The organism is Colwellia sp. PAMC 20917 (assembly GCF_001767295.1).
Classification (GTDB): domain Bacteria; phylum Pseudomonadota; class Gammaproteobacteria; order Enterobacterales; family Alteromonadaceae; genus Colwellia_A.
In genome coordinates, this window is the sequence record NZ_CP014944.1 from 2,314,899 (window position 1) to 2,340,138 (window position 25,240).

General features: G+C 36.3%; 16 protein-coding genes. 11 read left to right on the plus strand and 5 right to left on the minus strand.

Annotated features, from left to right (window positions below; all coding sequences use genetic code 11):
- Nucleotides 1-37 precede the first annotated feature (37 nt).
- Nucleotides 38-4,564, minus strand: coding sequence for an EAL domain-containing protein (locus A3Q34_RS09970; RefSeq protein ID WP_070377097.1), 4,527 nt, complete (start codon nt 4,562-4,564; stop codon nt 38-40).
- Between the two features lie 322 nt (nt 4,565-4,886).
- On the opposite strand from A3Q34_RS09970, the gene prlC reads away from it, so the two are divergent.
- From prlC to A3Q34_RS09985, 3 genes are read left to right on the plus strand one after another with little or no spacing between them, the layout of a single operon-like run.
- Entirely contained in the window at nt 4,887-6,932 is a 2,046-nt protein-coding gene (gene prlC, locus A3Q34_RS09975) for an oligopeptidase A (RefSeq protein WP_070375223.1), read from the plus strand.
- 16 nt (nt 6,933-6,948) lie between these two features.
- On the plus strand, nt 6,949-7,656 hold the full coding sequence (locus tag A3Q34_RS09980; RefSeq protein WP_070375224.1) for a DNA-3-methyladenine glycosylase I: 708 nt from the start codon (nt 6,949-6,951) through the stop codon (nt 7,654-7,656).
- A 5-nt stretch (nt 7,657-7,661) separates the two neighbouring features.
- On the plus strand, nt 7,662-8,450 hold the full coding sequence (locus A3Q34_RS09985) for a class I SAM-dependent methyltransferase (protein WP_070377098.1): 789 nt from the start codon (nt 7,662-7,664) through the stop codon (nt 8,448-8,450).
- 365 nt (nt 8,451-8,815) lie between these two features.
- Here the strand turns inward: A3Q34_RS09985 and A3Q34_RS09990 are convergent, their stop codons facing one another.
- Nucleotides 8,816-9,760 (minus strand): DUF4382 domain-containing protein, encoded by a 945-nt coding sequence (locus tag A3Q34_RS09990; RefSeq protein ID WP_070375225.1) that lies wholly within the window; start codon nt 9,758-9,760, stop codon nt 8,816-8,818.
- A gap of 488 nt (nt 9,761-10,248) precedes the next feature.
- Here A3Q34_RS09990 and A3Q34_RS09995 point away from each other — a divergent pair, with 488 nt between their 5' ends.
- From A3Q34_RS09995 to ftnA, 7 genes are all read left to right on the plus strand, one after another.
- Nucleotides 10,249-14,826: an EAL domain-containing protein gene (locus A3Q34_RS09995; protein ID WP_083277970.1), complete on the plus strand. Its 4,578-nt coding sequence runs from the start codon at nt 10,249-10,251 to the stop codon at nt 14,824-14,826.
- A 280-nt stretch (nt 14,827-15,106) separates the two neighbouring features.
- Nucleotides 15,107-15,871, plus strand: coding sequence for a substrate-binding periplasmic protein (locus A3Q34_RS10000; protein WP_070375226.1), 765 nt, complete (start codon nt 15,107-15,109; stop codon nt 15,869-15,871).
- A 225-nt stretch (nt 15,872-16,096) separates the two neighbouring features.
- Nucleotides 16,097-17,149 carry a GGDEF domain-containing protein gene (locus tag A3Q34_RS10005; RefSeq protein ID WP_070375227.1) on the plus strand — a complete coding sequence of 351 codons (1,053 nt, stop codon included), beginning with the start codon at nt 16,097-16,099 and terminating at the stop codon, nt 17,147-17,149.
- Between the two features lie 328 nt (nt 17,150-17,477).
- Nucleotides 17,478-19,424, plus strand: coding sequence for a methyl-accepting chemotaxis protein (locus A3Q34_RS10010; protein ID WP_070375228.1), 1,947 nt, complete (start codon nt 17,478-17,480; stop codon nt 19,422-19,424).
- 110 nt (nt 19,425-19,534) lie between these two features.
- Complete coding sequence (locus tag A3Q34_RS20665; protein WP_197517675.1) at nt 19,535-19,708, plus strand: hypothetical protein; 174 nt, start codon at nt 19,535-19,537, stop codon at nt 19,706-19,708.
- A gap of 20 nt (nt 19,709-19,728) precedes the next feature.
- Complete coding sequence (locus A3Q34_RS10015; protein ID WP_070375229.1) at nt 19,729-20,202, plus strand: peroxiredoxin; 474 nt, start codon at nt 19,729-19,731, stop codon at nt 20,200-20,202.
- Between the two features lie 143 nt (nt 20,203-20,345).
- The gene (gene ftnA, locus A3Q34_RS10020; RefSeq protein WP_070375230.1) at nt 20,346-20,873 is read left to right on the plus strand and encodes a non-heme ferritin; all 528 of its coding nucleotides are present in this window, start codon (nt 20,346-20,348) and stop codon (nt 20,871-20,873) included.
- Between the two features lie 74 nt (nt 20,874-20,947).
- On the opposite strand, the gene A3Q34_RS10025 is transcribed toward ftnA, so the two are convergent.
- Together A3Q34_RS10025 and A3Q34_RS10030 are read right to left on the minus strand one after the other, a co-directional pair.
- Nucleotides 20,948-21,250: a winged helix-turn-helix domain-containing protein gene (locus A3Q34_RS10025; RefSeq protein WP_070375231.1), complete on the minus strand. Its 303-nt coding sequence runs from the start codon at nt 21,248-21,250 to the stop codon at nt 20,948-20,950.
- Nucleotides 21,250-22,755 carry a hypothetical protein gene (locus A3Q34_RS10030; RefSeq protein WP_070375232.1) on the minus strand — a complete coding sequence of 502 codons (1,506 nt, stop codon included), beginning with the start codon at nt 22,753-22,755 and terminating at the stop codon, nt 21,250-21,252. Before A3Q34_RS10030 ends, A3Q34_RS10025 begins: the two co-directional genes overlap by 1 nt.
- Before the next feature lie 245 nt (nt 22,756-23,000).
- On the opposite strand from A3Q34_RS10030, the gene A3Q34_RS10035 reads away from it, so the two are divergent.
- Entirely contained in the window at nt 23,001-24,185 is a 1,185-nt protein-coding gene (locus A3Q34_RS10035; protein ID WP_269447187.1) for an NAD(P)/FAD-dependent oxidoreductase, read from the plus strand.
- 126 nt (nt 24,186-24,311) lie between these two features.
- On the opposite strand, the gene A3Q34_RS10040 is transcribed toward A3Q34_RS10035, so the two are convergent.
- The gene (locus tag A3Q34_RS10040; protein ID WP_070375233.1) at nt 24,312-25,220 is read right to left on the minus strand and encodes a sensor domain-containing diguanylate cyclase; all 909 of its coding nucleotides are present in this window, start codon (nt 25,218-25,220) and stop codon (nt 24,312-24,314) included.
- Nucleotides 25,221-25,240: the final 20 nt, after the last annotated feature.

The following is a 25,240-nucleotide window of genomic DNA, read 5'->3' on the forward strand; positions in this document are numbered from 1 at the left end:
TATATGTGGTTAAACAAGCGTTATTCAAGCCAAATAGCTATTCTGGCTTTTTAACTTTTATCGCGATAATGTCATCATGCAAAAATTGTTCAATTTTAGCAGCTTCAACTGGCTTACTATAAAGGTAGCCTTGAATAAGGTGACAGTGTTTCTCACCTAAAAATTTCAGTTGTATTTCATTTTCTACACCTTCGGCAATACAAATCATTTTCAAGTTTTTGGCCAAGACTAACGTCGCAGCAACAATCGCTTCATCAGCAGAGTTAATGCCAATGCCAGAAATAAAGCTCCGGTCAATTTTTAATATTTTCAAAGGCAGTTTTTTTAAGTAAGATAATGATGAGTAACCGGTACCAAAATCATCTAAGGCAAGTACCACACCTAATTTATCAAGCGCTGTCATAGTTGCAATGGCTTTATCGGGATCAGAAATAAGCATGCTTTCAGTGACTTCAAACTTAAGCGCTTCTGGAGGTAAATCATGTTCTTGTAAAATATTTTTTAAATAATGAATTAAATTGTCTTCAAGAAAGTGCTGAACAGACAAATTAATTGATAAATAGATATCAGGGCGAATTGCCCGCCATTTTTTCAAATCTATCACACCACGTAAAATAGCCGCTTCAGTCATAGATATAATCAAACCTAGATCTTCTGAAAGTGGAATAAAATTATCGGGTAGAATTAACTTGTCGCCACTTTGCCAGCGTAATAATAATTCGGCGCCAATGGCCTTACCTTCATATGAGTCAACAATAGGCTGATAATAATTAATAAATTCGCTGTTTTCAAAAGCCAACTTAAGCGTTGATTCAGCAAGTAATCGTTCACTTGCTTCAACATTCATGCGGGGTGTATAAAATTGAAAGGTATTACGACCCAGTTGCTTAGAATGATACATAGCGACATCGGCGTGACGAAGCAACTCATCACTATCTTTAGCATCTTCGGGGAAAAGTGCAATGCCAATACTAGCGCCCACACTAACGGTATTACCGTTTAATGTTACTGGTTCACCAATCGTAGTAATAACTTTCTGTGCAATGCGACCCAGTTGGCCATGACCGCGAAAAGACTCTAAAAGCACAACAAACTCATCACCGCCAATACGGGCAATCGTATCATCAACTCTCAGTACTGCTTTTAAGCGCTTAGTCACTTCTTGTAATAGTAAATCACCACAATCATGCCCTAATGAATCGTTAACTTGCTTAAACCTGTCTAGGTCAATAAAAAACAAAGCAATCGACTCTGACATACGGCCAGAATAATCCATCGCATGCTTTATTCTGTCGAGCAATAATGAACGATTAGGTAAATCAGTTAAATGGTCATAATTGGCTAAATAGCGCAGCTCTTTTTCTGCATGCTTTTGCGCGGAAATATCAGTAAAAATACAAACAAAATAAATGCTATTCGTTGATTCATTGAGGCTCGCACTCACGGTTAAAATAACATGATACTCATCGCCAACTTTCGTTCTGATGAGCTCTTCACCTCGCCAATCATCACCAGCCTTTAAATGAGAAAATAACGTCTGGTAAAAACTAAAGCGATCGTTGGTTAATCCAAATAATTTGGCATCAAAAGCGAACTCTTCATCTTGCCAAGCAAAAGCCACACGCAAGGATTCATTCGCGATTGCTCGACTAAAGTTGTCACTAATAATTAAGACCCAGTCTTTAGTTTTCTTAAAGGCTTCACCATAGAAGTGAGCACGTTCAGCATTGGCTAACGACTGGGTAATATTTGTATATGCGCCGGTAATTCTGGTTGGCTTGCCTTTAGTGTCAGTTGCCACAATTTTTCCAAGGTCTTTAAACCACAACCAATGACCATTGGATTTTTTCATTCGATAACTACATGCGAAGCTGGTCTTAATATCAGCTGCAGCCAAAAATTGTAACCATCGTGAATGAAACAATTCACGTTCATCTTTGTGAATTAACGACAAATGCTCATTAAAACTATAAGAATATTTAAGGTCGCTATAACCTAATTCTTCAGAGGCTCGTTTAGCGAACATTAAGTTATCATCGCTTTGCCAATCCCACACTTCACTATTACTACCAGTTAATGCCAGCTGAAGTCTATTTTCTCGGTATTTTACCTCTTCATGGGCGGCAAGTAATAAGCGCGTATTTTGTTGGCGTTTTGCATACAAAAGCATAAATAAAGTCAACAAGAGCACAATATAAACTAAGTAAGCTAGCGGCGAAGACCAAAGAGCATATTTCACCACGAAGTGAATAACAAAAGCATCAGAATATTTTTTAGTTTCAGCTGATTGGATACGCACGACCAGCGAATGCTCCCCTGAAGGTAAGCTCGGAAAAGTAATGTGATTTTCAGTGGTTAATGGATAACTTATGTTATCAGCACCTTGCAACTTATATTCAAACAGAAAGTTATTCGTGTTGTTGTAAGTTAATGGCGAGAAATCAATACGAATACCGACATCATCATAGTTTAACTGAACGGTATCACCATTTCTCAGCACAAAAGGCAAAGCTAAATCACGAGACAACACGTTAATATTAGTGGCATGTACACTCAGTTGCTCATCATCTTGTTTTGTCTTTAAAACCAGAGGGTCAAAAATGGTTAAGCCGTTCATGGCACCATAGGCAAATGTGTGATTATACATTTCGTAGAAAGCACCACTATTGAACTCTTTACCCACTAAACCATCGCTGATACCAAAATTACGAAGATGGTGTGTTTCAGCATTTAGCATATAAATACCGTTATGGCTGGAAAACCAAAGATCACCTTCAGGGTCTACCATTAAACCGTAAATATTGAGTCCCACATTGGAATTATTTTTGTCATATACATATTTTTGTTCAAACGTTTTACTGTCTAAACCGACCAGTTCTTTACCAGCAAAACTAAACCATAGCAGGCCTTTTTTATCAAAAGCCACATTTTCTATAGATATCCATTCACTTTCTTTAATCTTAAGATTTTGATACATCATGGTACTTGTTCGTGTTTCAAGATCAAAAAACCATAATGAATTATTGGTAGAAAAAAGCATTTTATCACTATTAGGTAAATAGCCGAGTAAAGTAAAAACCTTATCTTCCGCAATGCTCGCAGTCATTTCATCAAGTGGGTCAATAGCGCCCGTTGTTAATGAAATACGATTGACACCTTTTTCCGTAATACTCCACAACGTATTATAACGATCATAAAAGAAATCATACTGACCTAAAGCAAACAGCTCTTTTACTTTAACGTCATACGGAATATCAATAATTTTTTTGGTCGCTATATCAAATAACACCACCCCTTTACCGGTAGAAAGCCATAAGCGTTGCTCCAAATCTTCATAAAGATGATCTATGTTCCCACGATGATAAATCGTTTTAGGGGACTCGGTTGTTAAATAGTGCAACATTGTATCGTGACGCGTATCGAGTAAATTAAGACCATTTTGAGTACCTATCCATAACTGTTCAGGGTCACTCCTTTTCGCCGTAATAGACCAAACAAGGTTGTCTGTTAAACTTTTTTTACTGTCTTTTTTATAACGATAGTTGGTTACTAAGCTCAGTTTAGGATTCCATTTATAAAGACCGGTAGCCTGAGAGCCCAACCAAAACGCCCCTTGTTTGTCTTTCATAATAGCAACTACATCACTGCTTTTAATATGGTCAAAAAACTCATTAAACGAAAAAAGAAATTCTGTGGTGTCTGTTTTTGTATCAATAGCAGACAACCCTAAATGACTGCCTTGATATACGTTATCGCCATCGTCATAAAACTGCCAACTTGAAACACCGTCAGTTACCATTTTATAAGTGGGTAATTGAACATCACCCACTAAATAATTGTTAACTTTACTAACCGGCAAGCTATAAACACCATTGTCTGTACCCAAATACAAATGATTATTCGCACTTACATGCAAGTTAAATACTTTATTCGCCCCTACCGCACTAAAGCTGTCTGAGCTAATTTCAGTCGCGGTAATGGCAGGTAATTTTTTCCATTTTTTAGTATCAACATTTAAGGCAAAAGTGCCAATACGTGTCGCAATATATAAAATATTTTGATGTAACAATATTTCATAAATATTATTAACCGCAGTAAGCTCGTCTGATAAATCTAAAAGTCGCGTACTTTTTTGAGATATTTTGTTATACACGATAATAGTTTTTGCACTGGCAATAAAAAAGTCATTGTTGTTGCCCTCGACCATATCAGCTATATAATAATCTTTATTTAGCGGGTCTGTTTGTAGAATTCTTTGGTAGGTATCTGTTTTTTTGTTGTAAGTAATTAGCCCTTTATCAACGATGTTGAACCAAAGTAGTTTGTCCTTATCTTGAATAATCCGGTACGTTTCATAATTTTCAAAATCATTATCTGGGCCGGGTAAACTGCGAAAATTATAACCGTCATACATATTCAAGCCACTTTCAGTGCCAACCCAGATAAAACCTTCATCATCTTGAAAAATAGTTTTAACTGAACCTTGAGACAAGCCATGCTCAACTGACAAGTTTTCTAAATATAAATTATTCACCTCTGCTTGTGCTGTATTTGTGAAAAGCATAGCGCACAGTAAAAAAAGTGAATATAAGGAATTCACAGCAAAAAAACGAAACATAACACCTCGAGAAACTCATGACGAAGACAAATCATACATTTTTAGTATAAGTAAAATACAATTAAAATAAATATTTATCCGAACTAAAAGGGTAAATAAAGAGCCTAATTAACAATAACAAACACGGTATTAACATAGACAGTAGCATTTATTTTTTTAGGGTGGTCAATTTTAAGTAAAATAGATTGAAAACAAAAAGCGCTACACCTTGAATCTTTCCCATTAAGGTCTTACATCTACATCATCATTTAATAAAGAATACCGCATTATGAGCAATCCATTATTAACAGTTTCAGATTTACCCCAGTTCTCTCAAATAAAGCCTGAACATATCAAGCCTGCTGTTGAGCATGCGATAGCAGAATGCAAAAAAGTGATTGCAGCAGTGCTTGAAGCAAAAACATTTACCTGGGCTAATTTAATCATGCCTACCGATGAAGCTGACGATACATTAAGTAAGTTGTGGTCACCGGTATCACATATGAATTCAGTGGTTAATAGTGACGAATTACGTGACGCATACAAATCATGCTTACCACTGTTGTCTGAATACAGTACTTTTGTGGGCCAGCATCAAGGGTTATATCAAGCCTACCAACAATTTGCCAACAGTGATGAATTTTCACAATTAAGTATTCCTCAAAAGAAAGTCATTGAGAATGCCTTGCGTGACTTTAAATTGTCGGGCATCGCTTTAAACGATAATGACAAAAAACGGTACGGTGAAATTGTTACTCGTTTATCGGAGTTAAGCTCAACCTTTGGCAATAATGTACTCGATGCTACGCACGCTTATAGTGTTAACATTACCGATAAAAGCGAACTTACTGGCTTACCTGACAGCGCGATAGAAGCCGCAGCAGAACTAGCAAAAGAACAAGAAAAACAAGGCTGGCTATTTACCTTAGATATCCCTAGTTATTTACCCGTAATGACTTACTCTAGCAATGCGACATTACGTGAACAACTCTATCGTGGCTTTGTTACTCGCGCTTCTGACCAAGGCCCCAATGCCGGAAAATTCGATAACAGCGACATCATGAACGAGCTATTACTACTTCGTCATGAATTAGCACAGCTATTGGGCTTTAATAACTTTGCTGAGAAATCAATTGCTACCAAAATGGCATCATCAACTACTGAGGTTTTAGACTTTCTAGAAAACCTCGCGGTAAAATCGAAGGTTCAAGGTCAACAAGATTTAGATGAGGTTAAAGCTTTCGCTGAAAAAGAATTTAACCAAACAGACTTACAAGCTTGGGATCTGCCTTACTATAGTGAAAAATTAAAGCAAAGCCGTTATGCTATTTCAGACGAAGAATGCCGCCCTTATTTTCCAGAAGAAAAAGTTGTAGCTGGCTTATTTGAAGTTGTTCATCGTTTATTTGGCATGACAATTAACCAAGTAGCTAACATCGACACTTGGCACAAAGATGTGAAGTTTTATCAAGTATACGATCGCGAAAATAATTTGCGTGGCCGCTTTTATTTAGATTTATACGCCCGCGCCCACAAACGTGGTGGTGCATGGATGGACGATTGTAAAAGTCGTCGTGAATTAGCCAATGGTGATATTCAATACCCAGTTGCCTACCTAACCTGTAATTTTAATAAGCCTATTGGTGATAAGCCTGCGCTATTTACCCATGACGAAGTGGTTACTTTATTTCACGAATTTGGCCATGGCATTCACCATATGCTGACACAAATTAACACCAGTGGCGTTTCAGGTATCGACGGTGTGCCGTGGGATGCAGTAGAGTTGCCTAGCCAATTTTTAGAAAATTGGTGTTGGCAGCCAGAGGCATTAGCCTTTATCTCAGGACACTACCAAACGGGTGAACCACTGCCGCAAGCTATGCTTGATAAAATGTTAGCGGCAAAGAATTACCAATCGGCGATGCAAATGTTACGTCAATTAGAATTCAGTATTTTTGATTTTAAAATGCATAAAGATTACCAACCTGCACAAGATAACTCTGGGTATATTCAGCAAACATTAAATCAAGTGCGTGAAGAATATTCAGTATTGAAAGCCGCCGACTTTAATCGCTTTCAACATGGCTTTGGTCATATTTTTGGTGGCGGTTATTCGGCTGGTTACTACAGTTACAAATGGGCAGAAGTATTATCTGCAGATGCCTTTAGTCGTTTTGAGGAAGAAGGCATTTTTAACCCGAAAGTAGGTAATGATTTCTTAACTAATATATTAGAAAAAGGCGGTTCTCAAGAACCCAGTGTCTTATTTAAAGCCTTTCGTGGCCGTGAGCCTGAGATTGATGCTTTACTCAGACATTGTGGTATTGAAGGATAATGAGTGGCCCTAAATAATGGAAAAATTTGACTCACTTTATCAACGCGCCGCCGAACGTAAAGGTGGTGCGGCTATACTCAACCTCTTATTAGGTGACAACCAACAAGATCATTTAGTTGCCAAGTTAGGAGACGATAGAATTTTATCGGCCTTTAGTAAAAAGATCTTTCAAAGTGGTTTTGTCTGGCGTGTGGTAGAAAATAAATGGCCAAACTTTGAAGAAATGTTTTTTAATTTTGATCTAGCTAAAGTCTTAATGATGCCCGAGGAAATGCAAGAACGTAAAGCTGCGGATGCGCGAATTATTCGCAACTTTAATAAAGTAAAAACTATTCAAGCTAATGCCCATATGATGTTTGATGAAATACATAGCGATAATAGCCAGCACGATAGTTTTGCTAAATTTATTGCGGCATGGCCAAGCAATGACATGATAGGTTTATGGGATTACTTAAAGAAAAAAGGTCAACGCTTAGGGGGTAATACTGGCCCCTACGCTTTACGTGCTATCGGTAAAGATACCTTTTTACTTACCCGTGACATTGAAGCCTATTTCCGTGCCAATAAAATTATTGACGGCGGACTGCAAAGTAAAAAAAGCTTAGTTGCCATTCAAAATGCCTTTAATCAATGGCAAAGTGAAAGTGACTTATCACTGAGTCAACTCAGCCGCTTAGTTGCCTATGCAACCGGTAATAACAATGTTCAAGTAGAGTTTGATTAATGGATATGTCTAAAATAGCAGTTGGGTACCTTGATAAAACCGATGTTGATTTAGCTAAAAAAATTGCTAAAAAATGGCAATTAGCCTATATCGGTGACAGCGCTTCAGTTACTAAGCATCCAAACTTACTGTTTTTATTACAAGTCAACTTTCAAGAATTAGAACTGATCAAACTTGATGAGCCTAAACTCGGTGGTATTAAAGTAGACTTTGTTGATGGCGCGGTTGCCCACCGACGAAAATTTGGTGGTGGACGCGGCCAAGATATAGCTAAAGCGATTGGACTAAAACATGGTTTTACTCCACATGTACTAGACGCTACCGCAGGCTTAGGACGAGACTCTTTTGTGTTGGCTACCTTAGGTTGTACAGTAACCATGAAAGAACGTATGCCTATTGTCGCAGCACTGCTAGAAAATGGCTTAGAACGCGCTAAATTGAACAGTGAGGTTAGTGATATTGCCAATCGGATGTCACTTGTTCATGCTGCCACGATTGAAGAGTTGGCATTCACCCAACAGCCCGATGTTATTTATCTTGACCCTATGTATCCGCATCGTGAAAAGTCGGCCGCAGTGAAAAAAGAAATGCGCGTATTCCAATCACTCGTTGGTGAAGACTTAGATGCAGATGATTTGCTTGAACCGGCATTGAAATTAGCAAAGTACCGTGTTGTGGTTAAACGTCCAAGCTATGCGCCACCATTAAATAACAAAACGCCTTCAACTAGTATAAAAATGAAAAAAAATCGTTTTGATGTTTATGTAAACCAAGCGATCCCAAAAAATAATTAGCGATACTCGTTTACAACGTACTCCCTATCTAGTGCTGAAAATCTTTCAAAATGGTATGGGCTAAAATTGTAAACGAACTTCCTTCCAAGCCCATCCAAGTAATTACCTACACGGTTTACCCTTTCGTTTAATCTATAGATCTATAGTTTATGATTTCTCAGTGTAAAATCAGTTAGAAAAACAATCATAATTTCTGATATTCAACCAACACTCTAAATGAGCACTCTGTCCGCATGGTTGAGGATAGTAATTGGCTTTCTTTAAGTCAGCAGTCGCTAGTTGCTGACATTTTTTAATATATTTTAGAGCTTCATAGTGAACACTTTTTAACTTTCTGGCCTTATGAGCGGTTAATATCAGTTTATTTAAAAGTCGACCGTTTTAACATCACCTTTGATAATACCTACTGTAGCTACATTTCCAACAGGAGAAGGTATGGTTAAGGCGTTATATTGAATGTTGTCATCGATATCTGTACCACACATTAGTGCAACAGTGTAACTCCCTGTTGGTACAAACCCTATGCTGTAAGTTCCATCTACGGCTACTAATGTTGAAATCAGCGGTGCCGTCGCTGTCGGGGCATCACCAACGAAAGTTTCATCATCTGCATCATAACTATCACCTAATTCGGTTGGCTCACCTTCATATAGATAAACGATACAGCTACCTAAATTAGTATTATCAGCAGAAACATTACCCTTCAATGTTCCATATTCACTAACAATGTGAACGCCATGAGGCTTAATAATAAAACCATTTTTTGTGGGTGTATTACCGCGCATCACTAATGACTCGCGTAAACTAAATTCAATAGTATAAGCTGGAGTATCGCCTACTTGGATAGAAGTTGACGCAATTTCAAAATCTCCTAAACGTAGTCTAGAGCTAGGGACTTTAATGGAGTATTCGGTCGCATCATTTTCAAGCAGCACATATGAGCCGGTATCGACTACCAGTAATTCCATCGAATAGGTGCCTGGAGCCATAGTTACACCTTGAGCTTCATCAACAATTTTAAGTTGGTCTGTACCCTGAAAATCAAGTAAGTTAACTTTAATGGTTTCTACAATTTCATTATTGTCATTAGTAAATTCAGTAATGACTGTAGTCTCTGTCCCTGAAATAGTAATTTCATCTATTTCAATAAAGACTGAATCCGCCTCATCAATAGGTGCATCACTAATCCCTAAAGAAAATTTTGCTTGCTCAGAGGGTTGTGGTGATGAATTGTCACTGCCCCCACAAGCGGAAATTGCCAATATAATAGGGGTGAATAAAAATGGAATTGTAAAATTTTTGTTAATCATAATGTTTACCTTTATTGCTACTTTAGTTAATTAAATCAATTAAATTAATAAGTCTAAGGTAAAGTCATACTATGCAAAGCTGGTGCTTTGTTGTTTCATTTATATATTAACGAAACTCACTGATAGACTTTTTCTATAGAAAAAATGAAATCGTTTATAAATTCAATTTCACGATTGTCTTTTGACAATTTATCAATTACCAAGTGATTATAATGTAATCAGTTACAACATCATAGATATAGTGTTACCAACAAAAATTAATGGCATTATGCCGTTGACTAGATACTCGAAAGGTAAAACTCATATTATATGGCAACAATGTAAACGAGGTGGTTAGTTTATAAAAAAAATGATGAAACACATATACAAAGACAAGTGCTGCAAGTTGTGTAATTTTTAAATCTAACATATAGTTGTTTATACTTACCTAAAAGTATTATCTTACTTTTATTTTTTATTGTTCAGACCTAATAAGTAGTGGTATTAATTTGACATTTACTCAACCTAAAAAAAGTTACTTTAATGTAATCAATTTTATAGTTGCTGTTATTTTAATATGTCCAATGATTAGTTATGCAAAAGTTAACAAAATAACACTCGATCAAATTACGGTTAAGGACGGGTTATCCCAAGTATCTATTAATAGCATTAGTCAGGATGGTGATGGGTTTCTTTGGATATCAACAGAGTCTGGCCTTGAACTATATGACGGATATACCTTCACTAAAATAGAAGGACCTGATAACGATTTTTCACAATATAGTGTAGGAAAAACAGTCCAATCAGCGAATGGATTAATGTGGTTACACCTCTATGGTAAAGGCTTATATAGCTTTGATAAAAGCACTAATGAGTTTGACTTACTCTTAAATACCAATCAATTAGAGCCTGATGATTGGGTTATGGATTACTTGCCGCAAAAAGATGGAACCGTTTGGCTTGCGACAAGTAAATACATAGCGACTATTGATGTTAAAACTAAAGTTTATAAACAAATTGTTAACTTAAAAAAGTATCTAGGTGATTCTGCAATATATCAAATCATTTTACATAACAACTATCTATATATAGCCAGTAAAGAAGGCACTATTGTTTATCAATTATCAACAGGCCAAGTAGCTAAATTACCTCAAATCACCAAGATAACTGCGCAAAGTGCTGATCTAAAACCTATACAAGCAAATAAAATTTATACCTTAAGTATTCTTAATCAGACCTTATTCCTGGGAACAAACGATGGTGTTTACTCATTAAATATTCAACAAATCGACTCGCTTTTTACAATGGGAGAAGAGAATGAATTACCGCATTATCAAACTATTTTTAAACATCTATCGGTCTGGGATTTTTTTATAGAAAAGGAACTATTAATTATTGGTGCTACGGATGGGCTGTATCGATATAACGCTGTTACGCAGCAAGGACAATTTTTATTCAGCTTTGATGAATATGCTCCCTCTTTTGCGAATAATACGGTTAAGTCATTAATTGTCGACCAAGATGGCTACTACTGGCTAGTGAGTAATAGCCAAGGTTTGTTAAAATGGAATCCTAACTTAGGCTTAGTTGAGAATTATGATTATTACAAAGGTCGTGACAACAGCTTAACCAGTAATAATGTTACAGGCATTTTGCCTGATAAAAACGATGATAACTTATTCTGGATTTCAACCGATAATGGCTTAAATTTACTAAATAGAAACACCCAACACGTTGAACAATTCTTCGCCCTGAAAAACTCAAAGACGACATTTACCGCAAGCAATATAGTTTCATTACACTATGGTAGCAATAAAACTATTTGGTTAAATACTTCTGTAGGATTAAGACTTTTTGATATTAAAAGCAAAGCAATCATACCAATACCTTTTGAAGCAAGTTTTTTAGAAAAGCTAACTGTTGATTACCCCGTTTATTTCACTACCGATAAATACCTTTGGTTCACTCAAACGGATCAACTACTTATGATTGATCAAGAATCTGGTCAATCAACTGATTTCAGTAAAGTAATGACTGATGCTGGCATTAAAGATATTTGGTTTTTTTTCAAATCACCAAATCAGGATAAAGAAATTTGGTTTAGTACAACAAAAGCATTATGGATGTTTAATACTCAGTATCAAACGTTTAAGAAAATATATGAACATATCAACATGAGCGAAACTGAGTGGTCTTTTATTGATAGTTTTGTAGTTGATGCTGAAAAATCTCTGCTATGGGTAGCCCATACATCAAAAGGTATTTATGGTATCTCCCTAGAAACACAGGAGGTTCTTCATACTTTCAACAATCAAAACAGTATTCTAGACAACAATCTATATGGTCTACAGCAGGACTCGCAAGGAGACCTTTGGATCTCAACTCATGATGGTATTTATTCGATTGATACACGCTCTTTTCATATCAGAAAATTTGGTATTCATCATGGCTTTTTAGGTATGGAATTTAATGGTGGCGCGCATGCAAAATCATCAACCGATGAATTGGTTTACGGTTCGGTGAATGGCGTTTCTTTTTTCGATCCTTTGGCCTTAAAAGAAAAAGGCCTGACCAAAAATAAAAATGTTTTTGTCACTAAAGTTGATTTACTTACACGGCATTTAGAAGATGCTTATATATTTAACTCAAATAAGGTAGTAGAACTTAAATATGACGATGTGGGCATTAGGGTTGATTTTACCACCTTTGATTTTTCAAAATCTAAAGACATAATGTTTGAGTATTCTTTAACAAGTAACAGCACGGTGAACTATCCTTCGACCTATGAAAATCATATTATTTTTCCAAGTTTAGAGTCAGGGCAGCATACTTTAGCTATTCGGGCTAAGTCGCCTATTACAGGCGATTATTCACCACTAACTTATATTAAATTTAACGTTTCTTATGCACCTTGGGCATCACCTACCGCCTATATTCTGTATTTTATTTTAGTTATCTCTGCATTCAGTTTTTGGATAAATAAAAGACGTAAACAACGTGATGCTCTGTTGGCTGCTCATGAACAAGTTGTCTTTAGAGAAAACCGTTTACAGCTAGCATTAAAAGGTAGTAACAGTGACGTATGGGATTGGCACGCTCAGACGAATAGTTTTTCTGCTAATCGTTTTAAACATAATGTAAGCCTAATAGAAAATGCCTATACCTTCCCTATAAAAGTATTTATCAATGATATTCATCCCGATGATAAAGCGACCTTTCTTGCTGCTTGGCAACAATTTATTGATAAAGCTGATGTTAATGTAACCTTTACTTTTACCTATAGACTAAAAGGCGAACATAATGAATGGCGATGGTATAAAGATTTAGGGAAAATTGTAGAAATTGATGATAATAAAAAGCCTATACGGGTTACGGGTTCCTATACCAATATCACTCAATCTAAGGCTGATGAAGAACGTGCCCAATATTACGGAGAAGCATTTAGACATACAAAAGATTGGGTCTTAATTATTAATCAAGATTTCACCAAGGTGACTTCAAATCAAGCAATGAGGAATATATTTGGCTGGGAAGAAGAACAGCCATTTAATGATTCATTAATTGGTATAGACAGAAAAAAGATAAAATATTATAGCGATGTAGCATTAAGTTTAGGTGTAAATGATCATTGGCGTGGAGAAGAGCTTGTTACTTCTGCAGCAGGAGATAAATATAATGTACTGGTCAAAATTAATGTTGGTATAAACAGTAATGACAGTCTTCATTATATTATGGTGATGACCGATATTACCGCTCAAAAGCTCGCTGAAAGCGAACTACGCTATATGGCTAATTACGATCACTTAACGGGGCTACCTAATCGGAGTTTACTCATTGAACGGATTGATCATGCAATAGAATTATCAGCAAGAAACAAAAATATTTTAGCTGTATTTTTTATTGACTTAGACCGTTTCAAACAAGTCAATGATACGCTAGGTCATGATGTTGGTGATCGATTATTGAAAGTTATCACACAACGATTAACCAAAGTCTTTCGCCAAGAAGATACTCTGGCAAGACTTGGGGGTGATGAGTTTGTCGTATTGCTAGAAAGCTTTTCATCAATAGATAAGCTTTCACAAATTGCACAAAAAATTATCGATACCATTGAGCAACCGATAACACTACAAGATACTATGGTCTGTATTGGTTCAAGTATTGGTATTTCTATTTACCCTGAAGATGGCATGGATTCAGCTGAACTTCTAAGAAATAGCGATATTGCAATGTACTGTGCGAAACAAAATGGTCGAAATATCTATCAATATTTTGAACCATCAATGACTGAAGCAGCAGCTAAACGACTTGCTCTTGAAGCAAATTTAAAACAAGCCGTAAAACAGAAGCAATTTATCAATCATTACCAACCCATTGTTGATGCACATTATGGCAAAGCGGTTGGCGTAGAAATGTTAATGCGCTGGCCTACCGACAAAGGCATGATTTCTCCCATGGAGTTTATTCCTTTAGCCGAAGATTTAAATCTTATTATTTCGATGACAGAAGTAGCGTTAAAGACAGCATTACAAGACTTAATAGTATGGCGTAGCTTTCGAACTGATTTTTATTTATCCATTAATATTTCTGCTAGTCATTTTAGTAAAGGAGAACTTGTCACTTTTATTACGACAATATTAAATGAGTTTGATTTACCTACCTCCGCAATAAAACTAGAAGTTACTGAATCTGCATTTATCTCTGAACCTGAAAAAGCGATTGAGAAAATGAATCAGCTAAAAGCTATAGGTATCAAGTTATCGCTTGATGATTTTGGCACAGGTTATTCGTCTCTATCTTACTTAAGATTACTCCCGTTAGATGTTATAAAAATTGACAGAAGCTTTATCTCTAACATTGGTGAAAACAACGCAGACGAAGCGATAATAGAGGCGACGATAAGCCTTGCACAAAAATTAGGCATGAGTTGTGTTGCTGAGGGTGCTGAAACTAAAGAACAAATTGACTTCCTAGTTTCTAGAAATTGTCATTACATTCAAGGATATTTTTACAGTAAGCCCTTATCCAGTGAACAAATTATTTCATTGTTAGAAATGAATAAACCTGAGTATATATCACCTAGATAATTTTTTTAAACGTGATCTCTTGCGTTTAATGGCACCCTAAGTGCAATGGATGTAAGTTGTATCAAAATGGCTTTAATAGAAGTCAATTTAGTTTAATTTCACAAGCTAAATTTTTAATAAAATGGGTTTTAAGGAGTACTTCTTGAGAGCAATAACTTTCCATTTTTGTTTACCAAAAAGTGCTTTTTTTCGACAAAACCTAGATGAGATAAAGATATTCCAAACAAAAAGGTAAGCTAAAGTTGATTTGCTGTATACGTATAAATTTAGGTCGTCATTGATGAAAAAATTAATTATTCTAAGTTGTATTTTTATGCTCAGCTTAACTTCGCATGCTAAAGAAGTAATCAGTATAGTTCGTGGCGATGGTAACTATTTTCCTTTTGAGTATCAGGAAAATGGCAAGCTGACAGGAATACATATTGATTTAATTCAAGCGGTAGCCGATGAGTTAGGAGTAAAGGTAAAGTTCGAAAGCCTTCCCTGGAGTAGAGCATTATTCGACTTTAAATTGGGTAAGTACGATGCGATGTCACATGTTTCCAATACTGAAGAAAGAGAAACATTTGCATACTTCTTAGAAGGTAACATTATCTCCAGTTTTAAAACGTTCCCTATTGTGCTGTCACGTCGAAAAAAAGAAATAGCATTTGATGGAAATATCGCTAGCTTAACCGGCTATACGATCGCTGTTGGTCAAAATTATAAATATGGTGAACCTTTTGATACAGCGAACTTTTTATCAAAATATCAAATACCAACACCTAGCCAGGCAGTTTTGACCAAGTTACTGAATTTAGAGCGGGTAGACGTTATTGTCGGTTCAAGAGAAAACCTTTTTCAGGTGTATTCCGAGCAGGAGATAAATGAACTTTACCATATTTTTGAACAACCAGTAGGAGAAGACAATAGTTACTTGGTGTTTTCAAAAGTTCGAAATAAATTAGTTATGGCGAAAAAATTTGCCATGGCTATCAATAAGTATAGGTCAAGCCAAGCATATCAGGCGTTATTAAAAAAGTATAAAAACAAAGAGAATAGTTAAAATCAATCATCAGTACCTAATGTATTTACTGATAACAAAAAGTTTGCTTAGCTATCCGTAATCATGCCCAAACCTAAGAAGAAGTGACTGCTTAACCTCATTTCAGATATTGAAAAATTGGTAAAAGCGATTGCAGATGGAAATATAATAATATTAAAAATTAATTTTAATACTATGCTTACTTATAGAAACTTAGATGCTGTTAAAAGGTAGACGGTAAGATTTATGTTAAATGAAGACTATAATATATTTGAATCTGTTATTTATATTACCGAAGAAAGAGATAAACGAGCTCTTGAAAAAGCATTAATAGACACTATTTCTGAATTTATAGATTTTAATGATCTTGTACTTTTACGATTACCACGAAATTCTAATCGTGAATATTTAGAAGTCGCAGTATCTATTCCAGAGTCTACTGTTGATAAAAACTTGATATTAATTCCACATGAATATGGAGATCAACGTGTACTATATGATGATGAGATAGCTTTATGCATTGGCAGTAGTAAAATTATTTCAAGCAAAGAAAATACGCCTTTACGTACATTATTTCCTATTATTGTAAATAATGTTGTGTCTGGTGTTATGGATATGTATGGCTATCAGCAAACGCCTGTTACATTAAAGATCATCAGTGGATTTATTCGTATTTATAGCAATTTTCAAGCTATTATTGATGATAATGAGCATGACACTTTGACGGGACTTCTTAACCGTAAAACATTTGATGCTCAGCTTTCAGATTTACTTTCAATTTCATCATCATCTTCAAAAATTTTCCCCGTACAACTTAGAGTAAAAGAAAATCGCTTAACAGAAGCGAACTCGAATCATTGGATTGGCATTTTAGATATCGATTTTTTCAAAAGCATTAATGACAAATTTGGGCATGTGTATGGTGATGAAGTTTTATTATTATTTGCAGAGTTAATGAAAAAAACATTTAGAAATAATGATTTATTATTTCGATATGGTGGAGAAGAATTTGTTGTTGTTTTAACATCAGTTTCTGATTCAGAAGCTTTGAAAATTTTTGAGCGTTTCAGGCATAAATTAGAAGCATTTAATTTCCCACAAGTAGGAAGAGTAACAGCTAGTGCAGGAATTTTAAAAATTGATTTGCAAGAGCATCTTACCACAATAATTGAACGTGCTGATAAAGCACTTTATTATTCAAAGGAGAATGGCCGAAATCAAGTACGAGATTACAATGAATTAATAAAAAAAGGCTTATTAAAAATACAGTCCTTTGAAGGTGATATTGAGTTGTTTTAAATATTATTTAGTTTGTAGCCATCAAGCATAGGGTTGTTCATGATCGACATTACTTTCTCTAATGTCTGCCTTATCGCTGCTACTTTGATTTAAAGTCCCGTTACTACAATAGCAGCTAATCGAGCTATTTACTCTGATGAATTCACGCCTTAATAGGTATTCAAAGCGGTAAAATGACTATTATAAGTTAATCTCATTTGCCTAGAATACCGAGAACCTTCACAGAAACACTCTTGTCATAAAACCGCAGTCAAACTGCAACACAATTGTAACAATGATCGGTGAAAATCCGCTGTAATTATCAAAGATTACCCCTCAAGGATTGACTATGCGAGTATCAAGTTTTTCACGACTGTCTGTTATTGCCATCAGTATTTTTGCCATTATATTCGTTGCAACCATGTATCATGTTGGAACTTCTCTTACATCAAGTCGAGGCCAGTACGCTGAATACCATGCATTAAAAACGTTAACCACCGTTAAATTTTATCGCACCATTGCAACCTATCTACAAACCGGTGATGCCAGCCTGCTTAACACCGCTCAAGAGCAACTCAACGAAATAATTACACGCTCAACGAGCTTAGATATTGGTAACTTAAGCCATAACATTACTGAAGAAGCGGGCAAACTCAATAAAAATATTGAAACAAAGTATCGTGCCATGGGTAAGTTAAGTGGTAACCCACTCGCTTTGCTTCGTAACAGTGAACAGGGCATGGTCGCCATTACTCACTCGCTTATAGAATATGCCTCTAAAAGTGAGGCGCTAGACGAACAGCAGCGCATAAATTATTTAGTAACAGTGAGCAATGTTGCTCGCGCATTAAACCATTTAATCAACACACGTGAAAAGTTGTTTCTTAGCCAAAACATTAGCAACACAGGCTTTAAAAATGCGTTACAAGAATTAGCACAACTGCATCAGCAATTAACAAATTATCCTTTATTAGCTATTTTCCTTGAAAGCGACAGTAATAGTGATGAAGACGACTTTTTTTCCAATGACGATGATAAAGAAGACATCAGTGAAGAAGCGATTTATGAACTCAATTCACTCATTAATCGTTATCAAAATGAGTTTGAAAACACCCTAAATTCACAGAATCAGCGCACCGCTGGTTTAGCATTGCTCAAGCAAAATGTTACCGCGTTGGAAGATATTATTCTTATCGCCGAAACAGAAATATTAAAAAAACAACAAGTGTTAAATCAGCAACTTTATCGAGTAGTTATTGGTTTGTTGTCCTTTTTAATCTGTTTTTTAGTCGCCAATTACTGGTTGCAACGCAGTGTAATTTTGAATCCATTACGTAAATTAAGAAACGGTTTTGTTCAACTTGTTGAACAAGGAAAGGTTGATAACATTACTGATATTCCAGCAAAAACTGAATTGGGCGAAATATCTTCGAGCTTTAATAAAATGGTGAATAAACTTGCACAGGATGACAAAGCAAAAGCACAACAACTTGATTTGGTCGCTAAAGCATTAACAACGATGGAGAGCCAAGTTAAAAATATTTATCAATCATCAAAGAGTACCAGCACGCATGTGCAAGGTGCTCGCGAAATTATGAATGCATTAGGTCAAGCGACTGAAACGGTAAATGCGTTGTCCGAGCAGGTAGTAAACAACGCACAAGCGACTCAACAGGCAATGGAAACCAGTCAAAGCCGAGTTGCACAAGTGCTCGCCGCAAGCGATTCAACCAGTATCGCGGCGCAACAAAGTAAAAGCGCAATAACCTCACTCTTTCAATCTGTTGATAGTGTGACCTCTATTGTTGACGTTATTAGTGCCATTGCCGACCAAACTAATCTACTGGCTTTAAACGCGGCAATTGAAGCCGCAAGAGCGGGTGAACACGGTAGAGGTTTTTCTGTCGTTGCCGATGAAGTCAGGCAACTAGCTGGTAAAACTCAAGATTCACTTAAACAGATATCACAACGCTTAGACCAACTGCAAAGTGCCAGTAATTCCATTGAAAAAACAATTATTGATATAGAAACAGCATCCCTCAATCAAAAAACAATTGCTGACCAATTACAAGAAACTGCGTTAGAAGTGACCGGCCAAGCGAAATTATCCGCCACGGTCGCACAAGACTCTCTGACGCAAATAACGCTGCAACGCGAACATTTTATCGCTTTTGAACAAGCGATGAGTAATGTTGATGAAGAAGTGAGCAACTCTCAAAAACTTGCTAATATCATTTCAATTGACGTGAATAACCATGTCAGTGATATTGGCTTAACGCTCGATAAAAGCGCATAACACTTAATCATGCCGCTAATTAATTTAACCATTTTTAACGATAAATAGATGCATGTCGGTGCGCTATATCCTAAAATGAAACAAGTAATGAGATTCATTTTGGATAGTTTATGGCAAAGGCGCTTTGTAAGTGGAAAAAAAAAGACATAGAAAAAAGTCTTCACGAACTTGCTCGTATTGTTGATAAACCATGTTTTATTTGCAAAGACTGTGCGCGCTCTGCAAACAACAAAGACTTTTTATGTAAAGCGATAATACTGCCTTTACCCCATCAACATAGTTAACGTTAAATGAGAAGAATTTTATGATTGAAGAAAATAAATCCATGCCTTCAGGCGAATTGTCACAGTTAAAAGACGGCAATATGATTACCCATAATACGGATGAACTTTTTGCCAACAAAAAAGTGGTGCTATTTGCCGTTCCCGGTGCTTTCACCCCAACTTGTTCAGCCGCTCATTTACCCGGTTATGTGGTATCAGCTGATGAATTAAAAGCTAAAGGTGTCGATACCATTATTTGTTTATCGGTAAATGATGCTTTTGTAATGAATGCGTGGGGCGAAGCACAAAATGCTGAAAATATTATGATGCTTGCTGATGGCGACGGCAGTTACACTAAAGCACTTGGTTTAAGTATGGAGACCGCAGGATTCGGTGGTTTACGTTCTCAGCGTTATGCTATGGTCATTGAAAACGGTACAGTAACGAATTTACATGTTGAACAGCCTAAAGAGTTTGAAGTCAGCACCGCTGAATCAATTTTGAAAGCGCTATAAGTTAATGATAATGATTTGTGTTAGTTATCATATTGTTTTTTATATGTTTTAAATGTTTTTATTATGAAAACTTACACTTTTTAGCTTGTAACATACGTACAGAACAGGCAAAATTTACTGATATTTTTTAATGAGGTACCAAGATGTTAAAACCTGAAATGGTCAAACAACTAAATAAACAGATCAACTTAGAGTTTTACTCTTCTAACTTGTACTTACAAATGAGTGCCTGGTGTGAAGAAAAAGGCTTTGAAGGTGCAGCAATATTTATGCGTAAACATGCAGCAGAAGAAATGGACCACATGACACGCTTATTTACTTATGTCAGTGAAACAGGGGCTTTACCTATTATAGGTACCATAGATGCGCCACCACACGAATATAAGTCATTAGCTGACCTTTTCGAAAAAACTTATGAACATGAATGTTCAATTACCGAACGTATCAATTCTTTAGCGCATCAAGCCTTTACTAACCAAGACTATTCAACGTTTAACTTCTTACAATGGTATGTAGCTGAGCAACATGAAGAGGAGACTTTGTTTAAAAGTGTCTTAGATAAAATTAACTTAGTGGGCCAAGATGGCCATGCTTTATTTTTTGTTGATAAAGATTTAGCTGAAATGGCTAAAGTAGGTACTACAAGTATCATGACGGGCGCACCCATTTAGTCACAATCAATAATACACTGTATAAAAAAGGCTTCAATATGAAGCCTTTTTAAATAATAACCTCTCATTATTCGTTAAAAAACATATCCTTCACCACGAAAAGTTTTAATTCGTGATTTGTCAGTGTTCACCAATAACTTTTTTCTGATGGCTGAAATATGCATATTAATACTTCGATTAGACTCGACCAGGCTACGCTTAAATATATGCTCAGCGATACTTTCACGGGTCACTAGTTGTGGAAAATCACTCATCAGTAACCACAATAAGTTAAATTCTAATCCGGTTAGTGTAACCAAACGGTTGCAGCAATAAACTTCTCGACTACCCGGAAAAATTTCTACATCGGCGATTATAATTTTATCAGATATCAACATTATATTGTTTGATCAAACAAACTCACTTTATAACCAGTAGGAGCAGTATCATCAACTTCAACAACCATAAATTGCTCTTTCGATTCTTCATCTAGGATAAGTTCAAAAGCATTTAAGATGATCTCACTGCTGTTGTCTTTAGCAACCACATAAACTTGGTAGGTATTATTTTTTAAATACACGAGCTCGCTGTTGGCAAAGCTAACGGCTGTTTTATAAAAAGCACTCTCAATGGTTTCATCACTTCGGACAAAATAAATAGTAAACGCACCAAAATCAGTACTGTCGACAAGATTAACCATTTTAATTTCATGATCATAAATACTTGTTCTACTACTATTACTAACGACTAACGAATGCACATCTAGCTGTATCTCATCAATATTACCATCACCGTCTTCATCAACATCACCATCTCCATCGTCATCGACGGCCACTTCATCAATATAAAAGAAAGCGGTTTTATGGCTATTTTCTCCTAAAGAAAGTAAATGGTTTTTCAACAATACCTCATTTCCATCACCGACAACCAAATCGACACTGTAGTCTCCTTTAGCAAGTTCAATAGGCTGACTTAACACACCTAACGATAAGGATTCAATTTCTGGAGAGTCGTCTATACCATTCAAATATAAGGAAAATTCACCTTGATAATCAGCTAGCAAGTCATGCTTACCAATCGCATTGTACGCATTAAGTTTTGCTTCTGAGTCAGAATCAATAAATGATTCTATGAGTGAATTAGACATTTTATCAAGCATATATGGTGAGCTTCCCACGCCATTATTTTCACGTATTGCGATGATATATTGGCTACTGTATGAAAAGCTTATATCATTCGATTGAAACAAAACTTCAGTGCTTCCTGGTGTTGTGATATAAAAAATATAATCATCTTGGTCAAATTTTTGATTAACCGATAATTCTTGATAACTGTAGCTACCAATAAAGTTAGCTTCATTGAAGGTTTCATCGGCTTTAGATAAATAGACATCGATACCTTCGCTATCGTCATGCATGTTCAGTACTCTAAAATTGAAGCGATCGTAGGTATCATCATCTTCATCATCAATAATATCTATATCGTAAGTGGTCACTGAAGGCGCTAAAATATCTTCTCCGATGACAATCAATTGAATCGCATCATTGTTGATTTTGATACTATCGGTATAAACGACCGTTAAGTCGCTACTGTCGGTGCTATCGCCATCTTGCCACGCCAGTTCATAGAAGTAAGAACCATTGTCTACAATGTTTGCGTTTGATGCACTGCCATAAGGGACACCGTTATAAGTAAACTCAATGTCATCGTCACTTGTCGAAAAATCTTCATCTATCGTTAAATAGATCGCAGGAGAATTCTTCGTGGTGTTGTAGAGCTTCACATAACCTTCTGCATTAGAGTCACTATCAGACCCACCACAGGCTGAAAGACTTAATATTACCGTCGTTACCATTAAAAACTTTATTCTTTTAATGCAAAGTATGTACTTTTTAGTATTCATTGACTCACCTAACTCTTTATTGTTGTCTGCGCTTTATTAGCCGTTTAAATATTGCCAATGAAATTTTGGCAGCTTCAATGGCAATAGAGTCACGTGCTGCTGATTAGTTCTGACCTTTACACAATCTTTGCATTTCTTTATCTTGGCGGCTTTTTGTTTAGACAACATCTCGTGTAATAACACGACTATTCAAGATATAATGATTTATAAGAAATAAAGTAAACTTAAAATCATAGGAAAATGCTTTGCAAATTGACGTGTTAGTTATTGGTGCAGGTGCTGCAGGATTGATGTGTGCCGCAACAGCGGGTTATCGAGGTAAGAAAGTCGTTGTCGTCGATATGGGCAAAAAACCAGGCCGTAAAATACTGATCAGTGGTGGCGGACGCTGTAATTTCACTAATGAAAATGCCCGTGCGGAACACTATATTTGCCAAAACCCTCACTTCATAAAATCAGCGTTAAGTCGTTATTCAGCACAAGACTTCATTGAACTTGTTGAACGCCATGGCGTAAATTATCATCATAAAACATTAGGGCAATTATTTTGTGATGACAGTGCAAAAGATATTGTTGACGTTTTGATGACCGAATGTGATTGGGCAGGCGTTGACGTTAAAATGCGTAATGAAGTACTTTCAGTCACTAAAACTGACAGTGGTTACCAAGTCCAAACAACAGAAGCGAGTTATAGCTGCAAATCATTAGTGGTCGCTTCTGGCGGCCTAACAATGCCAAAGCTTGGCGCAAGTCCTATTGGCTATAAAATAGCAGAACAGTTTGGTTTGAATGTATTACCAACAACAGCGGCATTAGTGCCTTTTACTTTGCATGATCACGATAAAACCCGCTTTGATGGTTTATCTGGTATAAGTATATTTACTGAAGTCGCTAGTGACAGCGGCGAAGCCTTTAAAGAAAATATTTTATTTACCCATCGAGGTTTGTCTGGCCCCGCCATTTTGCAAATATCCTCTTTTTGGCAAGCAGGTCAAGCAGTAACCATTAATTTGTTACCCGATCACAGCTTAAATGACATCATCGCTGAATGGCGCCAGCATCAAGCGCAAAAATCGCTTAAAAATTTGCTCGCGACCTTACTACCCAAAAGGTTCATTGAGTGCTTAATTGAAAGCAAAGACATTCCGGACAAAGCGGTTAATCAACTCAACCATGCAGAAATTCAGGCCATTCATGCTTTTATTCACCAATGGCAAATCAAGCCTAATGGCACTGAAGGTTATCGAACAGCGGAAGTTACACTTGGCGGTGTTGATACCGACGAATTATCTTCAAAAACGTTTGCCGCCAAAAAGAGCAATGACTTATATTTTATTGGTGAAGTGATTGACGTTACTGGCTGGTTGGGGGGTTATAATTTTCAAGCGTGCTGGGCTCAAGGAGTGGCGACCGGCTTGGCGGTAGTGTGATGAATAATAGTATCTTAGTCTGCGCTATTCGGGTTGTTATTCTAACCTCTACTGACTCGATTAAGAGCTACGCCCTATAAAGCGACTACTCATCAGGTGATATGCAGATTTTTGTTAACCCCGTTCTTAACAAATCTGGTTACGACCATTACATTTCGCTTGGTATAAGCGTTTATCTGCATTATTCATTATTTGGTCAATCGATTTGATCTCATTTGAATTTTCTACCACACCCACTGATACCGTGATCTTTAATGATTCATTTTCAAAAGGAATAATAAGGGCTTCTATTGATGCTCTTATTCGTTCTGCAATGATACTGGCATTATTTTTGTCGGTATTAGGTAATAATATGGCAAATTCTTCCCCACCCACCCTAGCAAAAGTATCATAGCTTCTTAGGTGCGTCTGAACATTACCTGCAAAACCCTTCAAAAATGCATCACCGGCGGCATGACCAAATTTATCATTAATATGCTTGAACTTATCTAAGTCCAGAAACATTATTGAAAATATTTTATTTTTCCTGCTACTTCGATTGAATTCGGCCTCAGCTTTTTCATAGAAATAACGGCGATTATAAATACCGGTAAGAGAGTCGATAGTCGCAAGCTTTTGAAATTGTTCAGACATGATCTGTAACGCTCTCGCGTTTGCTTTTTTTTCTGTAATATCTGTGATGTACGTATAAAGGTAATCATTGTGAACAATCTGTTCGGTAACGAGAAACCACTTACCTTCTTGGGTATCGACTTCAAACGCTCTATAAGGACAACTTCTTCTCTTCGCTGAAGCATGAGATAACCAAGCTTCTAAAGTTGTAAATTCAATATTAATCCCTTTTGAACTATTGAAGCAGTCTGCACTTAGCTCAGAAAAGCTTTTGTTAAGTGCCTCTTCAGCAGACATACCAAATAATCGACCGATAGCATCATTACAATAAATAAGACGATCATCTCTATTGAAAATTCCTACTCCATCTTTAGTTAATGCTAAAGACTCAATGATTATCTTCTCAATTGAAATATCTATCATTTACTTATCCCATTACAAAG

Excerpts from the sequence above, each read along its gene's own strand:
- A3Q34_RS09970 (WP_070377097.1), bottom strand. The coding sequence starts at position 4,564 with ATGCTTTTCACAAATACAGCACAAGCAGAGGTGAATAATTTATATTTA.
- prlC (WP_070375223.1), top strand. The coding sequence starts at position 4,887 with ATGAGCAATCCATTATTAACAGTTTCAGATTTACCCCAGTTCTCTCAA.
- A3Q34_RS09980 (WP_070375224.1), top strand. The coding sequence starts at position 6,949 with ATGGAAAAATTTGACTCACTTTATCAACGCGCCGCCGAACGTAAAGGT.
- A3Q34_RS09985 (WP_070377098.1), top strand. The coding sequence starts at position 7,662 with ATGTCTAAAATAGCAGTTGGGTACCTTGATAAAACCGATGTTGATTTA.
- A3Q34_RS09990 (WP_070375225.1), bottom strand. The coding sequence starts at position 9,760 with ATGATTAACAAAAATTTTACAATTCCATTTTTATTCACCCCTATTATA.
- A3Q34_RS10000 (WP_070375226.1), top strand. The coding sequence starts at position 15,107 with ATGAAAAAATTAATTATTCTAAGTTGTATTTTTATGCTCAGCTTAACT.
- A3Q34_RS10005 (WP_070375227.1), top strand. The coding sequence starts at position 16,097 with ATGTTAAATGAAGACTATAATATATTTGAATCTGTTATTTATATTACC.
- A3Q34_RS10010 (WP_070375228.1), top strand. The coding sequence starts at position 17,478 with ATGCGAGTATCAAGTTTTTCACGACTGTCTGTTATTGCCATCAGTATT.
- A3Q34_RS20665 (WP_197517675.1), top strand. The coding sequence starts at position 19,535 with ATGGCAAAGGCGCTTTGTAAGTGGAAAAAAAAAGACATAGAAAAAAGT.
- A3Q34_RS10015 (WP_070375229.1), top strand. The coding sequence starts at position 19,729 with ATGATTGAAGAAAATAAATCCATGCCTTCAGGCGAATTGTCACAGTTA.
- ftnA (WP_070375230.1), top strand. The coding sequence starts at position 20,346 with ATGTTAAAACCTGAAATGGTCAAACAACTAAATAAACAGATCAACTTA.
- A3Q34_RS10025 (WP_070375231.1), bottom strand. The coding sequence starts at position 21,250 with ATGTTGATATCTGATAAAATTATAATCGCCGATGTAGAAATTTTTCCG.
- A3Q34_RS10030 (WP_070375232.1), bottom strand. The coding sequence starts at position 22,755 with ATGAATACTAAAAAGTACATACTTTGCATTAAAAGAATAAAGTTTTTA.
- A3Q34_RS10040 (WP_070375233.1), bottom strand. The coding sequence starts at position 25,220 with ATGATAGATATTTCAATTGAGAAGATAATCATTGAGTCTTTAGCATTA.